Raw genomic sequence first — 22,232 nt, 5'->3', positions numbered from 1 at the left:
CGTCAGCGCCGGTGCCCGTGCACGAAGAACACCCGGCGTACGTCCTGCACATGGCGCGGCGGTACGGGGTCGGGCCAGCGGCCGAAGTCGGCACCCGGATCGCCGGGCTGGACGGCCTCGACCTCGAAGCCATGGCTGCCGAGCAGCCCCTCGGGGTCGTCGGTACCGAACAGCCAGGGGCAGCCCCAGCCCGCGAAGACGTCCAGCAGTCCCCGCATGTGCGGCAGGGTGAGCGCCGCGGCGTTGACGATGTCGGCGGCGAAGCGGCTGCCGGGCGCGGTGATGGCGGCCACCCGGTCCAGCATGCGCCGGGCGTCCGGCTCGGCTATGTAGTAGAGCAGCCCTTCGAGCAGCCAGGTCGAGGGCTGCGCGGGGTCGTAGCCGGCGGCGATGAGGTCGTCCTCCCAGCTGTCCGCCGTCAGGTCCACCGCGACCGTCCGGTGCTCCACCTGGGGCCGGACCTCGCCCAGCCGCGCGGCCTTGAAGCCGAGCACAGCAGGCCGGTCGACCTCGAAGTAGCGGATGTCCGACGGCCAGGGCAGCCGGTAGGCACGGGAGTCCATGCCGGCGGGCGCGAGCACGATCTGGTGCATCCCCGGCTCCCGGGCGGCACGCTGGAGGTACTCGTCGAAGAACCGCGTCCGGATGGCGTTGTAGTCGGGGGTGCTGGGCAGCGTGCGGGGGCGGTCCGGCGGGAAGGTCGCGGCACGGACCTCCGCCAGCAGCTCGGGGCCGACGTCCCCGACGAGCCGGGCTGCGTACGGGTCTTCGTAGAGCCGGTCCGCGCGCAGCGTCTCTGCGGCGCGCAGCGCGGCGGTGAGCAGCGCGGTGCGCTCCACGGCGTCCAAGGTCTCGGTCATGGGTGCTGGGGTTCCTCTTCGTCGGTGGTGGGCACGCCGGTCAGCCGTTGCCAGAGGGCGGGGTCCTGCCGGAAGACGCGGTCCTTGACCTGGGTGGGCCGTACTCCGGCGCCGACCGCCTCGTGCCAGTCGCGCTGGAAGGCGTCGTGCGGCAGCAGATGCAGGGCAGGGGTGCCGAGCCGCCCGGACTCGCGAGCCGTCCGGTACCCGGGCGACTGCGCGCCGAGCCGGACGTCCAGCAGCCTTGCGAAGCGGCCGGTTTCCTCCTCGGTCCACGGTGTGTGCGGGGCCACCGCGAACCGGTAGTGCGGGGCCCGCCCGGGCGGCCCGGCGACCCGGCAGGAGGCGTTGCGCAGCTCCAGGCCCGTGTCGCCCGCCGCGGCCTGAAGGGCGCGGATCACCTGGGCCTCGCGCAGCCGCTCGCCGGCCGCGTCCAGCCGCCCGCTGCGGCCCGCGTAGGCGACCCGGGGCACACCGTCGACCCGGTCCACGACCCGGACCACGTCGCCGACCGCGTAGCGGTAGAGCCCGCCCACGTGGCTGAAGATGACGTGGTAGTCGCGGCCCGCCTCGAGTTCGTCGGGGAGCAGGGTGGCGACCTCCGGAGTGAGGTCGTGTTCGGCGTCCACGAACTCGTACACCGAGGCGGTGGGCACCAGGCTGCCCGCGGAGGGGTGGCGGTCCCAGGCGACGCCTACGGGTCCCTCGGACGCGGCCACGGGCGCCGGCAGGACGGTCACCCCGGGGCCGAACTCCTCGCGCAGCCGCGGCAGATACAGCGCCGCCGCGCCGGTGGTCCAGCAGAACAGCGCCCGCATACGGGGCCAGATGTGCGCGGGCCGGACCGTCCCGAAGTGGTCCGCCAGTCGCTCCAGTTCGGCCGCTCGCCCGGGTGCCGGGGCACCGTACGGCAGTCCACCGAGGGTGCCGTCGCGTACCTCCTTGACGATGCGCGGCCACCAGAGGTTCAGCTGGTACGGCACGGCAGCGATCATGGCCGGGTTGATCCCGATGAGGCACCGGACGTCGCTCTGCACGGCCAGCCGCAGCCGCAGATACATCTTCTCCAGATGCGCGTCCGCCGCCACCGGGACGGGCAGGGTCGCCCAGGGCGCGGCGGTGCCCGGCTCGGCGGACAGCGCCTCGCCGAATTTCTCGCCGAAGTCGACCTGGCTGGCGCCGACATGCGGACGGCCGTCGCTGGTGGTGGGCGGGGCGGCCAACGGGTCGTGCTTGAGGTTCAGTACGGCGTCGGGGCGGGCCAGTACATCCGGGAAACTCTCGATCAAGGGCGCCCAGGCCGCGTAATAGAAGGGAAAGAACGTGGTCTTCATGAAGCGCGGGGTGACCGGGATCTTCTTGTGTGCGCCGGTACTTCCGCTGCTGGTGAAGTACACCGCGGGCCGGTCAGCGGTGAGCACGTTCTCCTCGCCCGCCGCCATGCGTTCGATCCACGGCTCGTGGGCCGCGTAGTCCTGGACGGGAACGGCGCGACGGAATTCATCCATCGTGCGGATGCTGCCGAAGCCGTGCGCCCGGCCGAATGCCGTGTCGGCATTGAATTCCAGCAGATCGGCCAGTACCTGCCGTTGATGCGCCATGAACGCCGGAGCGGCCCCGCGCAGCCGGGCACGTTCGGCGAAGACCCGCTCCCGGTAGCGCTGTTCGTGGCCGGGCGCGCCCCAGCCGTCAGTGGTCTTCATCGGCGAGCGCCCGTCGTACCGCGGCCGCGGTACGCGCCACGTCTCCGCATTCCTCGATCACCGTCATGGGAATGTCCCTTGTCTCTTCGAGCATGATTTTGCGCAGATCGCGCTGGTAGCTCTCGAACGCGAGCTCGGTGGGCCGGGATCCGGCGTGTTCGAGCGGGTTGAGCAGGGCGCCCTGGCGGCTGCGCTGCCAGGCCGTGCGGTGGCGCACCTCCAGGTACACGATGCGGCGGGGCCGGGGAAAGGACCGCCACCACGTGAACATCGGGTTCTCCCCGACCCCGGCGAGCCGGCACTTCGCCAGGATTTTGTAGTAATAGGAATCCACCACCACCGGTGTGCCGGGCTCGCATTGCGCTATCCGGTCGCGGAGGTGGAGGACCGCGGTCTGGAGAAGGGCCGCAAGGAATTCCGGCGAGTAGGACGTACCGAGCCCCGGCAGTACGTCGCTGACCACATGGCGCCGGAGCTGTGCCACCAACGGGAAGGCGGATTCGGTGAATTCCCCGTCGGTGGACACCAGGCGCCAGTCGGGCCGGGTCGCCGCGAGCTCGGCCATCACCGAGGACTTGCCGGCGAAGTCGGCACCCAACAGCACGGAGAATGCGGAGTGTTCGGGCGGCAATGTGATCCTCCTCTACGCGGTGAGCACGGCACAGGTGAAGGTGAAGCCCATGCCGGTGCCGATCAGGACGATGCGGTCCCCGGGATGCAGCCGGTCGCCCCGTATCAGGTGGTCGAGGCTGAGCAGCTGGTCGACCGAGCCCAGGTGGCCGGTGGTCAGGCCGAAGGGAAAGAGGGTCCGGTCGGGGTCCAGGCCGAGGGGTTCGACGAAGCCCGACTCGAAGAGCCGGCGGCCCACGAACGGCGGGACGACCCAGCGGGCGTCGGCGATCGTGCATCCGGCCTCGTCCAGCGCGGTCTTGACGACGCGCTGCACCGCGTCCACCGAGCGCTGCCGGGCCTCCTTCGGCGCCATACCGCCCTGCGCGAAGAACTCCCGGGCCCTGCGCCGCATGGGAAGCGTCTCCAGCGCGGTCGGCGAGACGGGGTGGAAGGCCTCGTTGCCCCGCTGGAGCCCCTCCAGCGTCGTGTCCGTGTACGAGGAGACCGACAGCACCCGCAGTGCGCCGCCGCCCCGCCCGAGGAGCGCCGCGGCGGCGCCGTCCCCGAACGCCATTCCCGAGTCGATGTTCCACCGGTCGATCCCGGGCGGTGCGAACCGGTCGGCGCAGGTCAGCAGCGCGCCGGACAGATCAGGCCGGCCGGCCAGCATGCTGCCGGCGATCTCCAGGCACGCCAGTGAGCTGTTCGACAGCGCGGACGTCTGGAGGGAGAGGGCGCCCAGGTTCTCGCCGAGCAGCTGCCCGGCGATCCAGCACGAGGCGGGCCACATGTCGAGGCCCTGGAAGTAGGTGCTGCCGTGCAGATGCAGAACCGACGAGGGGTCGAACCCGCCGGCCCCCTCCACGGCCGCCCGGCCGGCGAGCACCGCCATCTCCGGCGGCGCGAGATCCGCGACGGACACCGAGACCGTACCCGCCTCCCGCGCGTCCTTCTCCGCATACCGTCCGGCGGCTATGTCGGGTGCCACCGGGCGCAGTTCGCCCAGGTAGCTGCCCGTGCTCTTGATCCAGAGATCGTCGTAACGCACTTACTCGCGCTCCTCGTTCCGCGTCCGTAGCCAGTGCCGCAGGCCCGCGGCGTTGGACTCGAAGCCGCCCATCACCGCGAACCGCTCGGGGTCGTCGGACGGCATGCCTTCGTCGCCGGCGAACCGGCGCAGCAACTCGGACTCCAGGTCGTCCTCGAGGCCGCGGGCCGCCGACTGCTCCGCCACCGCACACCACCGCTGGAGCCGGTCCTCCGCGTCGGCGAGGAAGGCCGCCGGGTCGCCGGGATCCCCGAAGTGGGTCAGCAGGACCCGGGCCGGCTTCAGCGCCGCCATACGGCGCATGCTCGCCACCGCCGCGTCCCGGTCGAAGTGCGGCGGCGGGCAGGCGGGCCGGGCCGAGGTCATACCGTCGACCCGGACACCGGCCGCGTCCCCGGTGAACAGCACCCCGGTGCCGGTGTCCTGCACCACGAGGTGGTGCGGGGCGTGTCCCGGCGTGTGCAGGATGTGCAGCTCCCGGTCGCCCAGGTCGATGCGGGCACCGTCCTCGGCCGCCTGGATGCGGGCCGCCGCCACCGGGGTCATCGATCCGTACACCCGGTCCAGCAGGGGCCCGTGGACCCGTCGGGCGCTGGCCTCCAGCCGTGCCGGGTCGGCCAGATGACGCGCCCCGAAGGGGTGCACCACGACCTTCGCGGCGGGGAAGGCACGGCTCAGCTCGCCCGCCCCGCCCGCGTGATCGAGGTGGACATGCGTCACGATGATCCAGCCCAGGTCGCCGGGGGCGAGCCCGAAGGCCTCCAGGGCCGCCCGGGTGCGGGCGGCGGACAGTGCGGTGCCCGACTCGATCAGGGCCGGCCGGGCGCCGGGGATCAGGAAGACGCCGTTCATGCCGGGGTAGCCGGCCATGGTCGAATCCGCGACGAACACCCCGTCACCGAGGCCCGTACAGGCGGCCGGCGGTGCGCTCACGGCGCGTACTCGCGGCCCAGCAGCTGCCGGGCGACCACCAGCTTGGTGGCGTTCTCGGTGCCGTCCGCCAGCTGGAGCCCGATCACGTCCCGGAGGCGGTGAGCCGTCGGCAGGTCCTCCGACCAGCCGAAGTGGCCGAGGGTGAGCAGCGCCTGATGGGCCGCCTCCACCGCCGCCTTCGGCGCCCACCACTTGGCCATGTTGGCCTCGACCCGGTGGTCCTTGCCCACGTCGTTGCGCCACAGCGCCTCATAGGCCAGCAGCCGGGCGCCGTGCAGATAGGTGGCCTGCTCGACGAGGGGGAAGGCCACCCCTTGGTTCGTGCCGATGGGCCGGCCGAACGCCACGCGCTCGCGTGCGTGCGCAAAGGCGTGCTCCATGGCGGTTCCCGCGGCACCGACCGCCATCAGGGCGATGAGCGCGCGCGAGTAGTCGAAGCCGCGCATGACCTGGACGAAGCCCAGCCCCGGTGCGCCGACCACGTCCTCGGGCCCGACCACGAGGTCGTCGAACTCCAGCGCCGCGCGCCCGGCCGACCGGCACCCGAGGTCCGACAGCTGGGTGCGGCTGACCCGGCCCTCCTCAAGCGGGGCGAAGAACGCGGTGACGCCGCGTGCGCCGGGCCCACCGGTACGTGCGAAGACCAGGCCGTGGGTGGCGTAACTGCCGATCATGATCGACGTCTTGTGGCCGGTCAGCCGCCACCCCTCGCCCTCGGGCACGGCCGGCAGCTCGATCCCGGCGGCGTCGGTGCCGTGCCCGGGCTCGGTCAGACACAGGGCGACGACGGACTCACCGCGGGCGATCGGCGGCAGCCACCGTGCGAGCTGTTCCTCGGTGCCGTTCGCCTTCAGCACACCGGCGATCAGTGCCGCGTTGAGCACGGGGTAGCACACGGACTGGTCGGCCTTCGCCAGCTCTTCCAGCACGATGCCGGTACTCACCGCGTCCAGGCCCTGCCCGCCGTATTCGACCGGGACGCGGAGCGAGAAGAGTCCCTGCGCCGCCATGTCCTTCAGGAGCCCGGGGGAGTAGCTGCCCCGGCGGTCGTTCTCCTGGTAGTCCGGCGCGATCCGCTCCGCCGCGAAGCTGCGGACCCGTTCGCGCAGTGCCTTCTGGTCGTCCGTGAACTCGAAGTCCATCTGTCTTCCTCTCAGTCCGACTGAAGCTGAGCCCGCAGCCGGAACTTCTGGATCTTTCCTGAGGGGGTCTTGGGCAGCGTCTCGACGACCTCGATGCGCTCGGGCCAGTACTGCTTGGCCATGGCCAGGCCGTCGAGGTGGTGTTGCAGATCGCCGAGGGTCGGCGGGGTGCCGTTGGCGATCAGCACGGCGCAGGCGCGCTCCCCGAGCCGCTCGTCCGGGTAGCCGACCACCGCCACATCGCGGATGGCGGGGTGCCGCAGCAGCGCCGCCTCCACCTCGGTGACCGGGATGTTCTCCGCACCGCGCGAGATGACGTCCTTGGTCCGTCCTGCGATGCGGATACCGCCGTGGCCGTCGTCCCTGGCGAGGTCGCCGGTGTCGAACCAGCCGTCCTCGGTGAGCGACGCCGCATAGATCTCCGGCCGCCGGAAGTAGCTCAGGCACTGGCTCGCGCCCCGCACCTGCAACAGCCCCGTCTCGCCCGTCGGGACCGGCGCTCCGGTCTCCTGGTGGACGATCCTGACCTCCATGCCGGGGACCGCCGTCCCGTCGCTCTCCGCCGCCCGCAGCACGGGCTCCTCGGGGCGGGTGACGGTGACACAGCCGTTCTCCGTCATGCCCCACAGGGCATAGACCCGGCAGCCCAGCACCTCACGGGCGCGTTCCACCACCACCGGCGCGACCGGGGCGCTGCCGGTGGCGAAGGTCGCCAGGGCCGACAGGTCCCGCTGGTCGGCCCGCTGCGCCTCGATCAGGTCGGCGAGGAAGGTGGGCGCGCCCATGAAGAAGGTGACACCCTCGTGTTCCAGGATCCGCAGCATGAGTTTCGGGTCCCATGCGTCGATGTGGACCGAGGTCGCGCCGAGCAGCAGCGGCATCACGAAGTTCCAGGTGTAGCCGCCCTGGTGAGTGGTGGGCGAGCCCATCGCGGTGACCTCGTCGGACGTCAGCCGCAGCACGTCCGCCTGCGCCTTGTTCATCGCGTACAGCGTGTTGTGGCTGTGCACGACGCCCTTGGGCTCACCGGTGGTGCCGGAGGTGAACATGACCTGGGCCGGGTCGTCGGGGCCAGCCTCACGGGCGTCCAGCTCCGCCGCCGGATGCTCGTCCTCCCACGCCTTGCCGAGCAGATCGCGCGCGAAGTCGAGGGCGCCGGTGGCTCCGGTCTCCGCGCCGCCGAGCAGCACCCGGTGCCGCAGCGTCGGCACCGCCTCGGCGATCTCGGCACTCATCTCCGCGTACGAGAAGCCGCGGTACTCGGCGGCGCCCACGTACAGCGGGCTGCCGGTCAGCCGCGTCATGAACTCCACCTCGCGGCGGCGCATGATCGGTACGACCGGGCCGGCGATGGCGCCGACCCGCGCGCAGGCCAGGCACAGCGCGATGAACTCCCATGAGTTCGGGAGCTGGAGGGTCACCACGTCGCCGCGTTTGACGCCGAGGCCGACCAGCGCGGCGGCGAGCCGCTCGACGTACCACGCCAGCTTCCGGTACGTCAGGTGCTCGGCGGGCCTGCCGTCGGTGTGCCAGCACACCACGGCCGTCTTCTCGGGGTGTTCGCCGACCGCACGCCGCAGATCGTCGAGGATGGTCTCGTCGCGCCACCAGCCGGCCTCCCGGTACCTGCCGACGAGCTGCGCGGAAACGCCGGCCGGGGCGGCCGTGTTGGGTTCCTGGGTCACCGTTCGTCCTCTCCTGTCGTCCGCGGGTGGGCCGGGCTCCCTGAAGAACCGAGCATTTCCTTGGCCCGCGCGGCGACCGCCCAGGACGTGACCCCCGCGCGTTCCAGCTGGTACTGCTGGCTGCCGGCGACCGAGGCGAACGCCCCGGGCACCCCGATCGCGCTGACCCGGGTACCGGGCAGCTCGCTGAGCGTTTCGGCGACCGCGCCGCCGAAGCCGCCGCTGAGCCAGTGTTCCTCGACGGTGATCACCGCACCGGTCGCCACCGCCGCCTCGCGCAGCGTCCGGGTGTCCAGGGGCTTGACCGTGTGGGCGTTGAGCACCGTTGCCGCGATACCGTCGGCGGCGAGCTGGTCGGCCGCCTCCAGAGCGAGGTGGACGGGGTAGGGGCCACAGGCGGCGAGCGTGAGGTCGCCGCCCTCCCGCAGGACCTGGATACGGCCCAGTTCCACCGGCGGCGCGTCGGCCGGGAGGTCCGGGGTGGCGTTGCGGCCGAGGCGGAGGTAGACGGGCCCGGGCAGTTCGAGGGACTGCCGGAAGAGCCGGTCGGTGGTGTGCGCGTCCGTCGGGACGACCACCGTCATGTTCGGCAGCGCCCGCATGACCGCGAGGTCTTCCAGCGAGTGGTGCGTGGGCCCGAGGTGGCCCGCGGACAGCCCGGAATGGGTGGCCGCGATCTTCACCGGCAGGTCGTTGAGGGCGATGTCGAGCTTCACCGCCTCCACCGCCCGGCTCGCCGCGAAGGTCGCCATCGTGTTCACGACCGGGATCCGGCCGCTGCGGGCGAGCCCGGCGGCGGCGCCCATGAGGGTGTGCTCGGCGATGCCCAGGTTCAGGTAGCGGTCACCGGCCGCGCTGAGGTCCACGCCGTTGAACAGTCCGGTGTCGGTGTCCAGACAGACCAGGCGCGGGTCCGAAGGCAGCAGCTCCATCAGGGCGTTGCGGTAGGTCTCCCGTGAGGAGAGTGCGGGCTTCGGCCCGGCGGTGGTGGTCTCGCTCACGCTTCGCCCCTCTCGGTCGTGGCGCGCAGCGCGCTCATCGCGCGCTGCCGCTGGCGGTCGCTCAGCCGTGCGTAATGGCTGCGGGCCTGTCCCTCGACGAAGGACAGCCCCTTGCCCTTGACCGTCCTGGCGATCACCATCGTGGGTTTGCCGGGCTCGGGCGCCGCGTGCAGTACGGCACGCAGCGCGTCCAGGTCGTGGCCGTCCACCTCGTAGGTGTGCCAGCCGAAGGCGCGCCACCGCTCCGCGAGCGGTTCCAGCCGGACGACCTGTTCCGTACCGCCGGTGATCTGTAGCTCATTGCGGTCGACGAAGGCCGTCAGGCCGTCCAGGCCGTGGCTGGAGGCCGCCATGGCGGCTTCCCAGACCGACCCTTCCTGGAGCTCTCCGTCGCCCATCACGACGAAGGTGCGCCGGTCGCTGCGGTCGAGGCGGGCGGCCAGGGCGAACCCGACGCCCAGGGCCAGCCCGTGGCCCAGGGAGCCGGTGGGCATCTCCACTCCCGGAATCTCCGGGTGCGGGTGGGCCATGAACTCACTGCCGGCCGTGCCGTATTCGGCGAGGCGCTCGGCGGGGAAGAAGCCCCGCTCGGCGAGTGTGGCGTACAGGCCGATGCCGCCGTGGCCCTTGCTCAGCACCAGGATGTCCCGGTCCGGGTCGTCCGGCCGGGCCGGATCGATCCGCAGCGCGTCGAAATAGAGCGCCACCAGAATTTCCACCAGGGACATCGAGCCCCCGATGTGGCCGCCCTCCCGGCCGGCGCACATGTCGACGATATGTTCCCGGATGCGGCCGGCCGCCGCCTTCAGCCGCTGGGTGTCGGCCGGGGGCCGTATGTCCGGCGGTGCGATCGCACCACTCATCCCTCTACTCCATCCCGCTGTCGATTGGCATCAGTTCGGGTGCAGACCGGTGAACTCCAGCCCGGTGTGCTCGGGCAGGCCGAACCGGATGTTCATGCACTGCACGGCGTTGCCCGCGCCGCCCTTGACGAGGTTGTCCAGCGCCCCGATCAGCAGCGCGTGCGGCGCATCCGGGTCCACCGAGAACCCGACGTCGCAGAAGTTGGACCCGGAGAGGATCTTCGGGTCCGGGAACCGGTGGATCCCGCGACGTTCGGCCACCACCCTTACGAACGGCTCGTGTTGGTAGCTCGCCCGATAGGCGGCCCGTACGGCGCGCTCGTCGGCTCCGGGTGCCAGCTGCACCCGGCACAGCACCTGGACACCGCGGACGGCCTCCACACCGCTGGCGCTCATGCGCACCGTCAGCCCGGTCGCCTGGGCCATCTCCGCTTCGTGCCGGTGGCGGGTCGGCGCGAAGACGCGCAGTGCACCGCTCCGCTCGGCGTGCAGATTGCCCGAGCCCGCCGTGGCGCCCGATCCGCTGGAGCCGGTCCGCGCGTCGACGGTGACCGCACCCTCGATGAGTCCCGCCCGGGCCACCGGGGCCAGGGTGAGGATTCCCGCGGCGGCCATGCAGCCGGGCACCGAGATACGGTCGGCGGTCCCCAGCTCCGCCCGGTGGAATTCGGGCAGGCCCGGGGTGAACGAGCCGAGCATTTCGGGTGCCTCGTGCGGGACGCCGTAATAGTCGGCGTACACCTCCGGGGAACGGAGCCGGAAGTCTCCCGAGAGGTCGATGACCGTCTTCGCGTGGCCGAGGAATTCCGGCATGCGCCGCATGGTCTCCCGGTGCGGTGCCGCCAGGAACAGTACGTCGTACGCGCCGAGCGAGGCCGGCTCGCAGAAGTGCAGTTCGGTGCGCCCGCGCAGGTTCGGATGGACGCCCGCGACCGCCCGGCCCGCGAAGCTGCGGGACGTGGCGGCCGCCAGCTCCACCTCGGGGTGGCCGACCAGCAGACGCAGCAATTCGCCGCCGATGTATCCGGCGCCGCCCACCACGGCAACGCGCATCATGCCGCCGCCTTGGACAGCAGATGCCGCACGATGTGGTCGGCCACGTCCACGCGGTCTCCCTGCGCCTCCTGGAATCCCGCGAATTCCACTCGGTGATTCACCTCCAGAACCGATGTCATCCCCTCGCTGTCGACGACGAGATCGACGCCTGCGATATCCGCGCCGACCGCGTCAGCGGCGGTCACCGCGAGTTTGGCGTCCTCGTCGCTGAGCGCGCAGAATTCACTGACTCCGCCCCGGGCGACATTGGTGCGCCATTCGGAACCCCGGCGATAGGTCGCGCCGAGGACTTCGTCGCCCACCACGATGACGCGGATGTCGCGGTCGAGTTTGGGGATCATTTCCTGCACATAGACGATGTGGGACTGCGGGGACGGCAGGGCCGCGATGTGCTCGAGGACCGTGGACGCGATCCGCGGGTTTTCCACCGGTGTCACCAGCCGGCCCCACGAGCCGACCAGCGGCTTGATCACCGCCGGGTAACCGATCTCCTCCAGCGCGGTCAGCGCCGCGTCCGGGGTCATGGCCAGTGCGGTCCTGGGGGTGGGCAGTCCGCGCCGCTGAAGGGCCACGGAGGTCAGCCACTTGTCGCCGCACAAGGTGGTGGCGGCGGCGGTGTTCACGACCTTCGCGCCCCTGGCCTCCAGCGCGGAGGCCGCGTAGCCGGCGCGGAATTGCCCGATCTCCCGGTTGAGAAACACCCGGTGGGCCGTCGGCCCCCCGCCGAGCATGACGGAGAGTTCTCGTGCATCCACGTAGCTGAAGGGGACCGCGCGCCTTTCGAGCGCCGCCATGATGCGCTTCTCCTCCGTGCGGACCCTGGAGGCCAGCACGGCTATGGACGGTTCCGGGGAACTCACCACTACTCTCCCCAGTCCTCCTCGACCTCCGGCGCCTGGGTCAGCGTCGCCGGAGCCAGCGAGGTCACCTCCAGTTCGCTCCGGCAGTCGCCGCACTCGACGATTTCGTTCACCCGGGTATTCGGCTCGATCTGCACCTGAGCGTCGCACTCAGGACACGCCGCGACGGACATGCGTCCTCCAAGGGAGTCAGAAATGGCTGTGCTCGCACCGCAGTTGCTGAATTCACTGCGGCGCGGCGAGGAAACAGTAACGCCGGAACGGACGGGCGAACCAGGTACGGATTGTTTTTGTTCCCATCACCGCAGCTTATTTGAACGAAGAAATAAGACGGCGTTATGTGGCCCATAAAGAGCTACAGCGGACGAGGGCCCTGGCCGGCCGGTGAATACGTCTACTGTCCATTGCCACACCCCTTCTTCCGCATATCCATGCGCACCACGAGGAGTTGTCATGCAGGGAGCTGCCGCCGGCGCCGCCATCCACGAGGGCGTGCGCGTCGCACTCGCCGACCCGGCACTGCACACCCGCACGCCGGGCGAGGAGTTCGCCTGGTCCGTGCGGGGAGCGGACGCCGCCGAGGACCTTGTCATTCCCTTCCGGGCCCATCTTCCGGCCGTCTTCCCGCTCTTCGCGACGCGTCCGCGCTACGCCGTGCGCCATCTGCTGAAGACCGCGTCCGTGCCCGACCGCACCGTGCCCTTCGTGCACGAGCCCCCCGCCGCCGCGCTGAGCGCCTCCGGCACCTCGTACGCCACCACGCCCGAGGCCGCCTTCGCCCCGCGGCTGAACGAGGCCGAACTCACCGATCTTTCGGTCTCCGTCCCGCTGCCCGTCGGCCTGCTGGACGAGCCCAGTCTGCTGGCGTCCTTCGTCGACTACCGGGTGCTGGTACGGCTGTCCGCCAGGGAGAACGACGCCCTGCTGCACGGCACCGCGGACAAGAAGATCCCCGGACTGCTCACGCTCCCCGACAGCCGCGAGGGGCGGCTGGGCAGCGACCTCGCCGAGGCCCTCACCTCCGCGGCCGCCGAGGTCGAGGAGACCGGCGGCTCGTGCGACGGCATCGTCGTCCACCCCTTCACCTACTGGGAGTTGGTCAAGGGCGGCGTCCTCGAACTGCTCGCCAAGGCCGGCATCACCGTCTCCCGCACCCGCATGATCGGACGTGACCAGGTGCTGCTCGGCGACTTCCGGGCCGCGGCCACGCTCCTCGTGCCGGACGTGGCGTCGCTGGCGCTGCGCCGCGGTGCCGGCCCGGACGGCTGTGACCTCATCGAGGCAACCACCCGCGTCGGACTCGCCGTTCACCTGCCGCAGCACTTCCTGCTGCTGTCGCGGGACTGAGCGCGCATGTTCCCGAAGGCGGCCGCCCTGCGATGACGACGGAAGGACCCCCACCCCCGATGGCCGAAAAGCTCCCACGCGTCCTCTACATCACCGGCTGGATGCGCAGCGGCAGTACTCTGCTGGGCAATGTCCTCAATGAACTTCCCGGGGTCTTGCATGTCGGCGAGCTGCACTACCTGTGGCAGAACGGAGTACTGGAATCCGGAACCAACTCCGAGTGCGGCTGCGGGCTCGGCCTGAGTGACTGCCACCTGTGGTCGGCAGTTCTCAAGGCCAACCAGTCGGCGACACCCGATGTCACCGCCACCGCACACCACATGATGATGCGTCAGCACGCTCTGCTCAGGACCCGCCACACCCGGACCCGGCTCGCCGAGGCGCGCGGCGCGGCGGTACCCGCACCCGGCATCACCGAACTCCTCGACCGTACGGCCGACATCTACCGGCTGGTCGCCCGCGAGGGCGGCGAGCGGCTGATCGTGGACGGCTCGAAGTACCCGGCGGAGGCGGCGGCACTGCTGGGCCGCACCGACCTCGACGTCCGGGTGCTCCACGTCGTGCGTGACCCCCGGGCCACCGCGCTGTCGTACCGGCGCAGCAAGCAGTACATCGACCCGATGAGCCCGGCCCGCAGCAGCAATTACTGGACCGCCTTCAACCTCGCGTCGGACCTGATCGGCGAGAGCGCCCCCGGCCGGTATCTGCGGGTCCGGCACGAGGACCTGGTGGTCCGCCCGCAGGAGGTCGTCACCGAGGTGCTGCGGTTCGCCGGCCTCGACGACGAGTCCCCCGTGGACCGGTCCGGGAAGGTGTGGCTGAACGGGAACCACACCGTCACCGGCAACCCCGACCGGCTGCGCCAGGGCGAGACCCTGATCCGTCCCGACGCCCGCTGGCACACCGAACTGTCCCGCGCCGACACCGCGACGGTGACGGCGCTGACCGCCCCGCTGCTCGTCCGCTACGGCTACCCCGTGCTGCCCGGACGCGTATGGCCCTCGCCGGAAAGGTATCCCCGATAGTGGATCTCGGACTCGAAGGACGCTGCGCCCTTGTCGCGGCGTCGAGCAGCGGCCTCGGCCTCGCCGTCGCGCGCACCCTCGCCGCGGAGGGCGCCCATGTCTCGCTGTGCGGCAGGGATCCGGACAAGCTGGCGCGCGCCCATGCGGAGGTGGACGGCTGCGGCCCGGGCCGGGTCCTCAGCACCGTCGTCGACCTGCGGGACGAGGACGCGGCCGCCGCATGGGTCCGGCACACGGCCGAGGAGTTCGGCGCGCTGCACATCGTGGTGACCAACTCCGGCGGCGTGCCGTTCGGCCCGGTGGAGAGCTTCGAGGTCGCGGAGTACCGCCAGGCGGTCAACGACAACCTGCTGCCCCATGTGTCGCTGTCGCTGGCCGCGAAGCCGTACCTCACCGAAGCGGGCTGGGGCCGGATCGTCATGATCACCTCCGAGGCGGTGCGCCAGCCGCACCCCGGCAGCGGCCTGTCCTCCGTCGCCCGGCTCGGCGTACTGGGCTTCGTCAAAGGACTGGTGCACTCGCTCGGCGCGAGCGGAGTGACCGTCAATGTTCTTGCCCCCGGCTTCCACCGGACACCGATCCTCGACGAGCAGTACGGGGCGGAGGTGGAGGACCGCCTCGCCGAGGTCGCCAGGGGACTGCCGCTGGGCCGGATAGGACGGGCCGAGGATCTCGGCAGTCTGGCCGCGTTCCTCGCCAGCGAACAGGCGGCGTTCGTCACCGGCACCGTGTTGGTGGCGGACGGGGGCAACACCCGCGGTATCGGCTGACGGAGGAGAATGTGAGCAAGGAAGCGTTGCCGGCGAAGACACCGGTGGTCCCGTCCACGGAGGCGCCGGGGCGGCAGCCCTGGGTCCGCACGTTCGTGGGCGTCATCACCGCGCTGTTCTGCACCTTCGCGTCGTTCGGCCTGGTGATACCGGTCATTCCCAGACTGGTCACCGAGCAGCTGCACGGTTCACCGTTCGAGGTCGGCGCGACCTTCACGGTCTCCGGCGTGGTGGCACTGCTGGTCCGGCCGTACGCAGGACAGGTCGCCCAACGGCGGGGCAGCCGACCGGTCATGATGTGCGGCGCCCTGCTCATCATCGTCGTCGGCGGACTGTACGCGCTGCCGCTGGGCCTGCCCGGCCTCCTCCTGGCGCGGCTGGTCATGGGCGTCGGAGAGGCGTTCCTCTTCACCGCCGGGTCGGTGTGGACGGTGTCGCTGACCCCTCCGGAACGCCGTGGACAGATCGTCGGCTTCTACGGGCTGGCGATGTGGACCGGACTCACGGTGGGGCCGGTCCTGGGCGATGTGGTGTTCCGCGTCGGATCGTTCGGCGCCGTGTGGACGCTCGCCTCGGTCCTCCCCGCGCTCGCGGTCACCGTGCTCTTCCTGCTCCCCAACAGCGCACGCCTCGGCACCGCGGTCTCCGGCCGGCTGCTGCCGCCGTCCTCGGTGCTGCCCGGCCTCTCGCTGGGCTGCGGTGCCTTCGGCTACGCCGCGGTGGCGAGCTTCGGTGCGCTGTCGCTGAGCGCCCGCGGTATCGCCAACGGCTCCTTGCTGATCAGCCTGTTCAGCGTCGCCTATGTCGTGGTCCGGCTGGTCGCAGGACGGATGCCGGACCGTATCGGCGCCCTGCCGGTGATTGTGGTCTCCGCCTCGGTCGAGGCGATCGGCATGGTGCTCATCGCCTTCGCCCCGTCCCTGTGGCCGGCCGCGGTCGGGGCGCTCATCGCCGGCGGCGGCTTCACCCTGCTCTACCCCGCCCTGGCCCTCATCACCATCGACACCTCTCCGGAAGCCGAACGAGGGGCCGCTCTCGGCGCCATCACCTCCTTCTTCGACGTTGCCGTCGGCGTCGCGGGGCTGCTCGGCGGACTGCTCGCCGAGGTGAGCTACACCGCGACATTCCTGCTGTCCGCGGTGGCCGTCCTGGGGTCGCTGTTCACCGGCACCGCAGCGGCCCGGCGCCGCAACCGGCAACTGGCCGTGCCGACCGGCTGATCCCGGCCGTCCCGGCCCGCACAGCACCCTTTCCGTACTCGCACGAAAGGCAACTCTGGCATGCCCACTTTGGGGGAAGTAGCCAGCTCTCGCGATGCCGCGCTCTATGTGGTCAAGCTGGGCAGCGCGAGCCTCGCACACACCCAGGTCTTCGACGAACTCCACGCGCTGCACCAGCGCGGCGCCCGGCTGCTGGTCATCGCGGGCGGCGCGGCCGGCATCAAGGAGCACTACCGCGCCATCGGCCGCGACATCCGCACCGTGACCTCGCGCGACGGCGACGAAATACGATACTGCCCGCCGGACGAGATACCGCATATCGTCGCGGCCTACGAACAGATCACGCTGCCCTTGATCGAGAAGGAACTCACCGGCCGCGGCATGTCCGTGTTCGCCACCGTCTCCCGTACCGGTTCGCTGGTGCGGGCGCAGGCCAACGGACCGCTGCGCGTGGTGGACGAGGGCCGGACGCGGCTGGTCCGCGACCATCGTGCGGGCACGGTGAGCGCCGTGGACGCACCCCGGCTGACCAGTCTGCTGGCCGCCTTCGACGTGGTGTGCCTCTCCCCGCCGGTCGCCGCCGACGACGGCGGCACCGCCCTGAACGTGGACGCCGACGTCCTGGCGGCCGAAGTCGCCAAGGCCATGGACGCCGACCACCTCCGGCTGGTCACCGGCACCGCGGGGCTGCTCACCGATCCGGCGTCGCCCACCAGCACCCTGCGCCACGCCCACGCCGGCGAGGGGCAGCAGTACGCCCGCGGCCGGATGCGGCAGAAGGTACGGGCCGCGGAGATCGCGCTGGAGGGCACCTGCGACATCGCCATCACCGGCCCGCACACGCTGTCCACCGCCGAGGCCACCTGGTTCTGGCGGGCGCCGGCTCCCGCGGAGGACCTCACCCTCCTCGCCCGCGCCGTGGAGCTGTCGTCCGTCTCCCGGGACGAGCGGGAGATCGCGGAGTTCCTCGCGCAGTGGTGCACGGCGCAGGGAATTGACGCCAAGATCGACGCGGCCGGCAACCTGGTGGCCACCCGAGGTACGGGCTCGCGGCGGCTCCTGATGCTCGGCCATCTCGACACCGTTCCGCACCGTTGGCCCGCCCGTTGGGACGGTGAGGTGCTCACCGGACGCGGAAGCGTCGACGCCAAGGCGAGCCTGGTGACGTATCTCCAGACGCTGGCCGAACTCGACGTGCCCGACGATGTGCAGCTGCGGGTGGTCGGGGCGGTCGAGGAAGAGATCACCGCGGCCGGCGCCTTCCACGTCCGCGATCACTATCCGGCCGACGCTGTGATCATCGGCGAACCGAGCGGCGCCGCCGCGCTGACCATCGGCTACTACGGCCTGGTCAAGGTCCGGCTGAGCGTCTCCGAGCACACCGAGCACACGGCGGGCAAGGGCGTGCGCACGGCGGGCGACCGGATGGTCGAAGCGCTGCGCGCCGTCCGGCAGGCCGTCGAGCGGCTGGACGAGGAAGCCATGACCGCGGTGCTCGGCATCCATGCGCGCAACCAGGGTGATGTGCAGGCCGGTGAAGCGGTGGTGGATGTGCGGGTCCCGCCCGCGCTCGACGTGGAGGAACTGCTGGCCGCGCTGCGGGCCGCGGTCGCCGCTCCGGTGGAGCTCGAAGTCCTGCGGGCCACACCGGGTGTGGCGACGGGGCGCTCCAGCAGCCTGGTGAAGGTCTTCCAGCGGGCGTTCCGCGCCGCGGAGGTGACACCCCGTTTCCTGCTCAAGAAGGGCAGCAGCGATATGAACACCCTGGCAACCACCTGGCAGGGCGTCCCCATGGTGGCCTACGGGCCCGGTGACGCAAAGCTCGACCACACGCCCCACGAGCACATCGACGCGGCGGAGTTCCGGGCGGCCCGCACCGTGCTGGCCACTGCCGTCCGAGAGTGGAGCGCACTGTGAGCGACGCTTCGCACTGCACCTGCTGGCCCGGCTCGACCGTCTGGCTCACCGGTCTGCCGAGCGCCGGCAAGAGCACCATCGCACGCGCCGTCGCCGAGCTGCTGCGCGGCGGGCACCGGCGGGTGGAGGTACTCGACGGCGACGAGCTGCGGATGTCGCTCTCGTCCGAACTCGGCTTCTCACCCGAGGACCGGCGCCGCAATGTGCAGCGGATCGGCCTGGTCGCCGAGGTGCTGGCGCGCAACGGCGTCACCGTGCTCGTCCCGGTGATCGCGCCGTACGCCGATGTCCGCGAGGCGGTGCGCAAGCGGCACGAACAGAGCGCCACCACGTTCCTCGAAGTGCATGTGGCCACGCCCGTCGAGGTGTGCTCCGAGCGCGATGTGAAGGGGCTGTACGCCAAGCAGGCGGCTGGTGAGATCTCCGGTCTGACCGGCGTGGACGACCCGTACGAGGAGCCGACGGCGCCGGATCTGCGGATCGAATCGCACCTCCAGACCGTGGCGGAGTCCGCGGCGGCGGTGCAGACGCTGCTCATCGAGAAAGGGCTGGCATGACCACTGCGGCAGCACGCGCCGGCGAGACCGGCAGACCGTATGCGCTCACCCACCTGGACGCGCTGGAGTCCGAGGCGGTGCACATCTTCCGCGAGGTGGCGGGTGAGTTCGAGCGGCCGGTGATCCTGTTCTCCGGCGGCAAGGACTCCATCGTCATGCTGCACCTGGCGCTGAAGGCGTTCGCGCCCGCCGCGATCCCCTTCTCCCTCCTGCACGTCGACACCGGGCACAACTTCCCCGAGGTTCTGGACTACCGCGACCGCACCGTGGAGCGGCACGGCTTGCGCCTGCACGTCGCCGCCGTACAGGACTTCATCGACGCGGGCACGCTTCAGGAGCGCCCCGACGGTACCCGTAACCCGCTCCAGACCGTGCCGCTGCTGGACGCCATCGAGAAGAACCGTTTCGATGCGGTCTTCGGCGGTGGCCGCCGGGACGAGGAGAAGGCGCGCGCCAAGGAGCGGGTGTTCTCGCTGCGCGACGAGTTCGGCGGCTGGGACCCGCGCCGGCAGCGTCCCGAGCTGTGGCAGCTCTACAACGGCCGGCACTCGCCCGGTGAGCACGTCCGGGTCTTCCCGCTGTCCAACTGGACCGAGCTGGACGTGTGGCAGTACATCTCCCGGGAAAAGATCGAACTGCCCGCCATCTACTACGTCCACGAGCGGAAGGTCTTCCACAGGAACGGGATGTGGCTGGCCCCCGGCGGATGGGGCGGCCCGAGGGACGATGAACAGCTCGAAGTGAGGAAGGTGCGCTACCGCACCGTCGGCGACATGTCCTGCACCGGAGCGGTCGAGTCCGACGCAGACACCGTCGAGAAGGTCATCGCCGAGATCGCCGCGTCCCGGCTGACCGAGCGGGGCGCGACGAGGGCCGACGACAAGCTGTCCGAGGCCGCCATGGAGGACCGCAAGCGCGAGGGGTACTTCTGATGATCGTTGACACATTGCGTTTTGCGACCGCGGGGTCGGTGGACGACGGCAAGTCCACTCTCGTCGGGCGGCTGCTCCACGATTCGAAATCGGTCCTCGCCGACCAGCTGGAAGCCGTCGAAGCGGCCTCGCAGCGGCGTGGCCAGCAGGCGCCGGACCTGGCGCTGCTGACGGACGGACTGCGCGCCGAGCGCGAGCAGGGCATCACCATCGACGTGGCCTACCGTTACTTCGCCACCCCCAAGCGCCGCTTCATCCTCGCCGACACCCCCGGCCATGTGCAGTACACCCGCAACATGGTCACCGGCGCCTCCACGGCAGACCTCGCGCTCGTACTCGTCGACGCCCGCAACGGCGTGGTCGAGCAGACCCGCCGGCACGCCGCGGTCACCGCCCTGCTGCGCGTCCCGCATGTCGTCCTCGCGGTCAACAAGATGGACCTGGTCGACTACGCCGAGCCCGTCTTCGCCGCCATCGCCGAGGAGTTCACCGCCTACGCCGCTTCCCTCGGCGTACCGGAGATCACCACCATCCCCGTCTCGGCGCTGGCCGGCGACAACGTCGTGACGCCCTCGGCCCACATGGACTGGTACGGCGGCCCGACCGTGCTGGAGCACCTGGAAACCGTGTCGGTGGTCTCGGACCCGGCGCAGGACGTGGCGCGCTTCCCGGTGCAGTACGTCATCCGGCCGCAGAGCGCCGAACACCCCGACTACCGCGGCTACGCGGGCCAGATCGCCTCCGGCGTGCTGCGCGTCGGTGACGCCGTCACCGTTCTGCCGTCCGGCCGCACCAGCACGATCGACGGCATCGACGTCCTGGGCCGGGCCACGGACGCGGCCTGGGCGCCCCAGTCCGTCACCGTCCGGCTGGCGGACGACCTGGATGTCTCACGGGGCGATCTGATCGCCCCGTCCGCCACCGCTCCGGTACCCACCCAGGACGTCGAGGCGACCGTCTGCCATGTCTCGGACCGCCCGCTGAAGGCGGGGGACCGCGTACTGCTCACGCACACCACGCGGACCGTGAAGGCCGTCGTCAAGGACATCCCCTCCCGCCTCACCCTGGACGATCTCTCCGACCACCCGGCCCCGGCCGAACTGGTCGCGAACGACATCGGCCGGCTCGTGGTCAGGACCGCCGAACCCCTCTCCCTGGACGCGTACGCCGATTCGCGGCGCACCGGCTCCTTCCTCCTCATCGACCCGGCCGACGGCACCACCCTGGCCGCTGGAATGGCACGGCCGAGTGATGGCTGAGGGGGCGTTCTCCACCGTCGCCGTGGTGGGTGCCGGGGCGGCCGGCACCCTCACGGCAGCGCGGCTGCTCGATGCGGCCGCCCTGGCACGGCTTCCCCTCGAGGTCCAGCTGATCGACCCGGCGACGGCGACCGGGCAGGGAACCGCGTACTCGACCACCGATCCGCGGCACCTCCTGAACGTGCCGTCGGGCAGGCTGAGCGCGCGGCCCGACCGGCCGGACGACTTCACCTCGTGGCTCTCCGGGAAGCTCGGCAGAAGGGTCGGCCCCGGGGAGTTCGTCGCCCGCCGGCACTACGGCCACTATCTGTCCGACCACTTGGCCCGGGCGGTCGAGAGCTCCGCCTTCGGGCGCTTCCGGCGGCGCCATGAACGGGTCGTGGACCTCGCCGTCGAGGACGGTCCGCACCTGGCCTTCGCCTCGGGCGGCCGCCTGCGCGCCCAGGCGGTGGTCCTCGCGCTGGGCCAACCCCGGTCGGGCGGCGGCTGGTTGCCGCACCCGGTGAGTTCGCCACGGATCATCTCCGATCCGTGGCGGCCGGGCGCGCTCGATGCGGTGCCGCCGGAGTCCGATGTGCTGCTCATGGGAACCGGGCTGACCATGGCGGACCTCGCCCTCTCCCTCACCAGGCCCGGGCGGACCGTCCATGCCGTCTCCCGGCACGGCCTGGTGCCCCAGCGGCACACCCGGCAACCGTCACCGACGGTTCCGCCGCCGCCCTACGGTGAGTGTGCCGATCTGCCCGCCCTGCGCCGGATGGTGCTGCACCACGCGGCCGTCTGCCGCCGTCTGCACGGAGACTGGCGGCCGGCGATCGACGGTCTGCGGCCCTGGTCCTCCTCGCTGTGGCAGCGGCTGAGCCCGGACGACCGGTGCCGCTTCCTGGCCGAGGACCTCCGCCGCTGGGAAGTGCACCGGCATCGCATGCCGCCGCAGACCGCCGACGCCCTGGCCACCGCCCGCACCGAGGGCAGGCTGAGCGTCACCTCCGGCCGGGTCACCCAGGCCACTCCCACCCCTGGTGGTGTGCACATCCGTCTCGCCGACGGGCGGTCGCTGGAGGTGGGCGCCGTCGTGAACTGCACCGGCGCGCCCCGCTCCGTCCACGATTCCACCGACCCGTTCCTCAGCGCCCTGCTGAGAAGCGGCGCGGCCCGCCCCGGCCCGCTCGGCCTGGGGCTGGACACCGCACCCGACGGCAGGCTCGTCCCCCTCGACGGGCACACCCCCGCGCCCCTGTGGGCCCTTGGCGCCCTGCGGTTGGGGAACCTCTGGGAGACCACGGCGATCCCCGAAATCCGCGTTCAGGCCACGGACATCGCCACCTCGGTGCTCTCCGTGGCAGCAGCACACACCGGTACCGCCGACATCCTGTCCACGACATAGGGCGTGCGTATGCCGCGCAGGCCGGCGCAGGGAGGTCCTTCTCCGGAAGAACCCC

The 22,232-nt window shown here is 71.3% G+C and carries 21 protein-coding genes; 9 read left to right on the top strand and 12 right to left on the bottom strand.

Annotated features, from left to right (window positions below; all coding sequences use genetic code 11):
• Nucleotides 1–2: 2 nt before the first annotated feature.
• Genes ACZ55A_RS05915 through lysW form a run of 12 tightly spaced genes read right to left on the bottom strand, consistent with a single transcriptional unit; the run spans nucleotide 3 to nucleotide 11,936 of the window.
• On the bottom strand, nucleotides 3–860 hold the full coding sequence (locus ACZ55A_RS05915; protein ID WP_468834851.1) for a class I SAM-dependent methyltransferase: 858 nt from the start codon (nucleotides 858–860) through the stop codon (nucleotides 3–5).
• A complete protein-coding gene (locus ACZ55A_RS05910; RefSeq protein ID WP_468834847.1) occupies nucleotides 857–2,563 on the bottom strand; it encodes a GH3 family acyl-acid amido synthetase in 1,707 nt (568 codons plus the stop codon). The genes ACZ55A_RS05915 and ACZ55A_RS05910 overlap by 4 nt, the downstream gene beginning before the upstream one ends.
• Nucleotides 2,550–3,194, bottom strand: coding sequence for a hypothetical protein (locus ACZ55A_RS05905; protein WP_468834841.1), 645 nt, complete (start codon nucleotides 3,192–3,194; stop codon nucleotides 2,550–2,552). Before ACZ55A_RS05905 ends, ACZ55A_RS05910 begins: the two co-directional genes overlap by 14 nt.
• 12 nt (nucleotides 3,195–3,206) lie before the next feature.
• On the bottom strand, nucleotides 3,207–4,223 hold the full coding sequence (locus ACZ55A_RS05900) for a ketoacyl-ACP synthase III family protein (protein WP_468834838.1): 1,017 nt from the start codon (nucleotides 4,221–4,223) through the stop codon (nucleotides 3,207–3,209).
• The gene (locus tag ACZ55A_RS05895) at nucleotides 4,224–5,156 is read right to left on the bottom strand and encodes an MBL fold metallo-hydrolase (RefSeq protein ID WP_468834836.1); all 933 of its coding nucleotides are present in this window, start codon (nucleotides 5,154–5,156) and stop codon (nucleotides 4,224–4,226) included.
• Complete coding sequence (locus ACZ55A_RS05890; protein ID WP_468834833.1) at nucleotides 5,153–6,298, bottom strand: acyl-CoA dehydrogenase family protein; 1,146 nt, start codon at nucleotides 6,296–6,298, stop codon at nucleotides 5,153–5,155. Before ACZ55A_RS05890 ends, ACZ55A_RS05895 begins: the two co-directional genes overlap by 4 nt.
• 11 nt (nucleotides 6,299–6,309) lie before the next feature.
• On the bottom strand, nucleotides 6,310–7,983 hold the full coding sequence (locus ACZ55A_RS05885; RefSeq protein WP_468834829.1) for an AMP-binding protein: 1,674 nt from the start codon (nucleotides 7,981–7,983) through the stop codon (nucleotides 6,310–6,312).
• On the bottom strand, nucleotides 7,980–8,984 hold the full coding sequence (locus ACZ55A_RS05880) for a transketolase family protein (RefSeq protein ID WP_468834826.1): 1,005 nt from the start codon (nucleotides 8,982–8,984) through the stop codon (nucleotides 7,980–7,982). Before ACZ55A_RS05880 ends, ACZ55A_RS05885 begins: the two co-directional genes overlap by 4 nt.
• Nucleotides 8,981–9,847 (bottom strand): transketolase, encoded by an 867-nt coding sequence (locus tag ACZ55A_RS05875; RefSeq protein WP_468834821.1) that lies wholly within the window; start codon nucleotides 9,845–9,847, stop codon nucleotides 8,981–8,983. The genes ACZ55A_RS05880 and ACZ55A_RS05875 overlap by 4 nt, the downstream gene beginning before the upstream one ends.
• Before the next feature lie 30 nt (nucleotides 9,848–9,877).
• Entirely contained in the window at nucleotides 9,878–10,903 is a 1,026-nt protein-coding gene (gene argC, locus ACZ55A_RS05870; RefSeq protein ID WP_468834817.1) for an N-acetyl-gamma-glutamyl-phosphate reductase, read from the bottom strand.
• The gene (locus tag ACZ55A_RS05865; protein WP_468834809.1) at nucleotides 10,900–11,763 is read right to left on the bottom strand and encodes a RimK family alpha-L-glutamate ligase; all 864 of its coding nucleotides are present in this window, start codon (nucleotides 11,761–11,763) and stop codon (nucleotides 10,900–10,902) included. Before ACZ55A_RS05865 ends, argC begins: the two co-directional genes overlap by 4 nt.
• A gap of 2 nt (nucleotides 11,764–11,765) precedes the next feature.
• Entirely contained in the window at nucleotides 11,766–11,936 is a 171-nt protein-coding gene (gene lysW, locus ACZ55A_RS05860) for a lysine biosynthesis protein LysW (RefSeq protein WP_468834806.1), read from the bottom strand.
• A 280-nt stretch (nucleotides 11,937–12,216) separates the two neighbouring features.
• Here lysW and ACZ55A_RS05855 point away from each other — a divergent pair, with 280 nt between their 5' ends.
• Genes ACZ55A_RS05855 through ACZ55A_RS05815 form a run of 9 tightly spaced genes read left to right on the top strand, consistent with a single transcriptional unit; the run spans nucleotide 12,217 to nucleotide 22,177 of the window.
• Nucleotides 12,217–13,110 carry a family 3 encapsulin nanocompartment shell protein gene (locus ACZ55A_RS05855; RefSeq protein ID WP_468834803.1) on the top strand — a complete coding sequence of 298 codons (894 nt, stop codon included), beginning with the start codon at nucleotides 12,217–12,219 and terminating at the stop codon, nucleotides 13,108–13,110.
• Between the two features lie 59 nt (nucleotides 13,111–13,169).
• Entirely contained in the window at nucleotides 13,170–14,135 is a 966-nt protein-coding gene (locus tag ACZ55A_RS05850) for a sulfotransferase (RefSeq protein WP_468834800.1), read from the top strand.
• Nucleotides 14,135–14,905, top strand: a complete 771-nt coding sequence (locus tag ACZ55A_RS05845) for an SDR family NAD(P)-dependent oxidoreductase (protein ID WP_468834797.1) — start codon at nucleotides 14,135–14,137, stop codon at nucleotides 14,903–14,905. Before ACZ55A_RS05850 ends, ACZ55A_RS05845 begins: the two co-directional genes overlap by 1 nt.
• Nucleotides 14,906–14,916: 11 nt before the next feature.
• A complete protein-coding gene (locus ACZ55A_RS05840) occupies nucleotides 14,917–16,125 on the top strand; it encodes an MFS transporter (RefSeq protein ID WP_468834794.1) in 1,209 nt (402 codons plus the stop codon).
• Nucleotides 16,126–16,185: 60 nt separating this feature from the next.
• Complete coding sequence (locus ACZ55A_RS05835) at nucleotides 16,186–18,042, top strand: M20/M25/M40 family metallo-hydrolase (protein WP_468834788.1); 1,857 nt, start codon at nucleotides 16,186–16,188, stop codon at nucleotides 18,040–18,042.
• Nucleotides 18,039–18,599, top strand: coding sequence for an adenylyl-sulfate kinase (cysC, locus tag ACZ55A_RS05830; protein WP_468834784.1), 561 nt, complete (start codon nucleotides 18,039–18,041; stop codon nucleotides 18,597–18,599). Before ACZ55A_RS05835 ends, cysC begins: the two co-directional genes overlap by 4 nt.
• Nucleotides 18,596–19,531, top strand: a complete 936-nt coding sequence (gene cysD / locus ACZ55A_RS05825; protein WP_468834780.1) for a sulfate adenylyltransferase subunit CysD — start codon at nucleotides 18,596–18,598, stop codon at nucleotides 19,529–19,531. The genes cysC and cysD overlap by 4 nt, the downstream gene beginning before the upstream one ends.
• Nucleotides 19,531–20,790 carry a sulfate adenylyltransferase subunit 1 gene (locus ACZ55A_RS05820; RefSeq protein ID WP_468834775.1) on the top strand — a complete coding sequence of 420 codons (1,260 nt, stop codon included), beginning with the start codon at nucleotides 19,531–19,533 and terminating at the stop codon, nucleotides 20,788–20,790. Before cysD ends, ACZ55A_RS05820 begins: the two co-directional genes overlap by 1 nt.
• Nucleotides 20,783–22,177 (top strand): FAD/NAD(P)-binding protein, encoded by a 1,395-nt coding sequence (locus ACZ55A_RS05815; protein WP_468834772.1) that lies wholly within the window; start codon nucleotides 20,783–20,785, stop codon nucleotides 22,175–22,177. Before ACZ55A_RS05820 ends, ACZ55A_RS05815 begins: the two co-directional genes overlap by 8 nt.
• Nucleotides 22,178–22,232: the final 55 nt, after the last annotated feature.

Source organism: Streptomyces sp. NPDC034111 (assembly GCF_055575375.1).
This window is presented reverse-complemented; position numbering and strand designations above follow the sequence as displayed.

Coding starts and splice junctions, on each gene's coding strand:
- ACZ55A_RS05915 (WP_468834851.1), bottom strand. CDS start 860: ATGACCGAGACCTTGGACGCCGTGGAGCGCACCGCGCTGCTCACCGCC.
- ACZ55A_RS05910 (WP_468834847.1), bottom strand. CDS start 2,563: ATGAAGACCACTGACGGCTGGGGCGCGCCCGGCCACGAACAGCGCTAC.
- ACZ55A_RS05890 (WP_468834833.1), bottom strand. CDS start 6,298: ATGGACTTCGAGTTCACGGACGACCAGAAGGCACTGCGCGAACGGGTC.
- ACZ55A_RS05875 (WP_468834821.1), bottom strand. CDS start 9,847: ATGAGTGGTGCGATCGCACCGCCGGACATACGGCCCCCGGCCGACACC.
- argC (WP_468834817.1), bottom strand. CDS start 10,903: ATGATGCGCGTTGCCGTGGTGGGCGGCGCCGGATACATCGGCGGCGAA.
- lysW (WP_468834806.1), bottom strand. CDS start 11,936: ATGTCCGTCGCGGCGTGTCCTGAGTGCGACGCTCAGGTGCAGATCGAG.
- ACZ55A_RS05855 (WP_468834803.1), top strand. CDS start 12,217: ATGCAGGGAGCTGCCGCCGGCGCCGCCATCCACGAGGGCGTGCGCGTC.
- ACZ55A_RS05850 (WP_468834800.1), top strand. CDS start 13,170: ATGGCCGAAAAGCTCCCACGCGTCCTCTACATCACCGGCTGGATGCGC.
- ACZ55A_RS05835 (WP_468834788.1), top strand. CDS start 16,186: ATGCCCACTTTGGGGGAAGTAGCCAGCTCTCGCGATGCCGCGCTCTAT.
- cysD (WP_468834780.1), top strand. CDS start 18,596: ATGACCACTGCGGCAGCACGCGCCGGCGAGACCGGCAGACCGTATGCG.
- ACZ55A_RS05820 (WP_468834775.1), top strand. CDS start 19,531: ATGATCGTTGACACATTGCGTTTTGCGACCGCGGGGTCGGTGGACGAC.
- ACZ55A_RS05815 (WP_468834772.1), top strand. CDS start 20,783: ATGGCTGAGGGGGCGTTCTCCACCGTCGCCGTGGTGGGTGCCGGGGCG.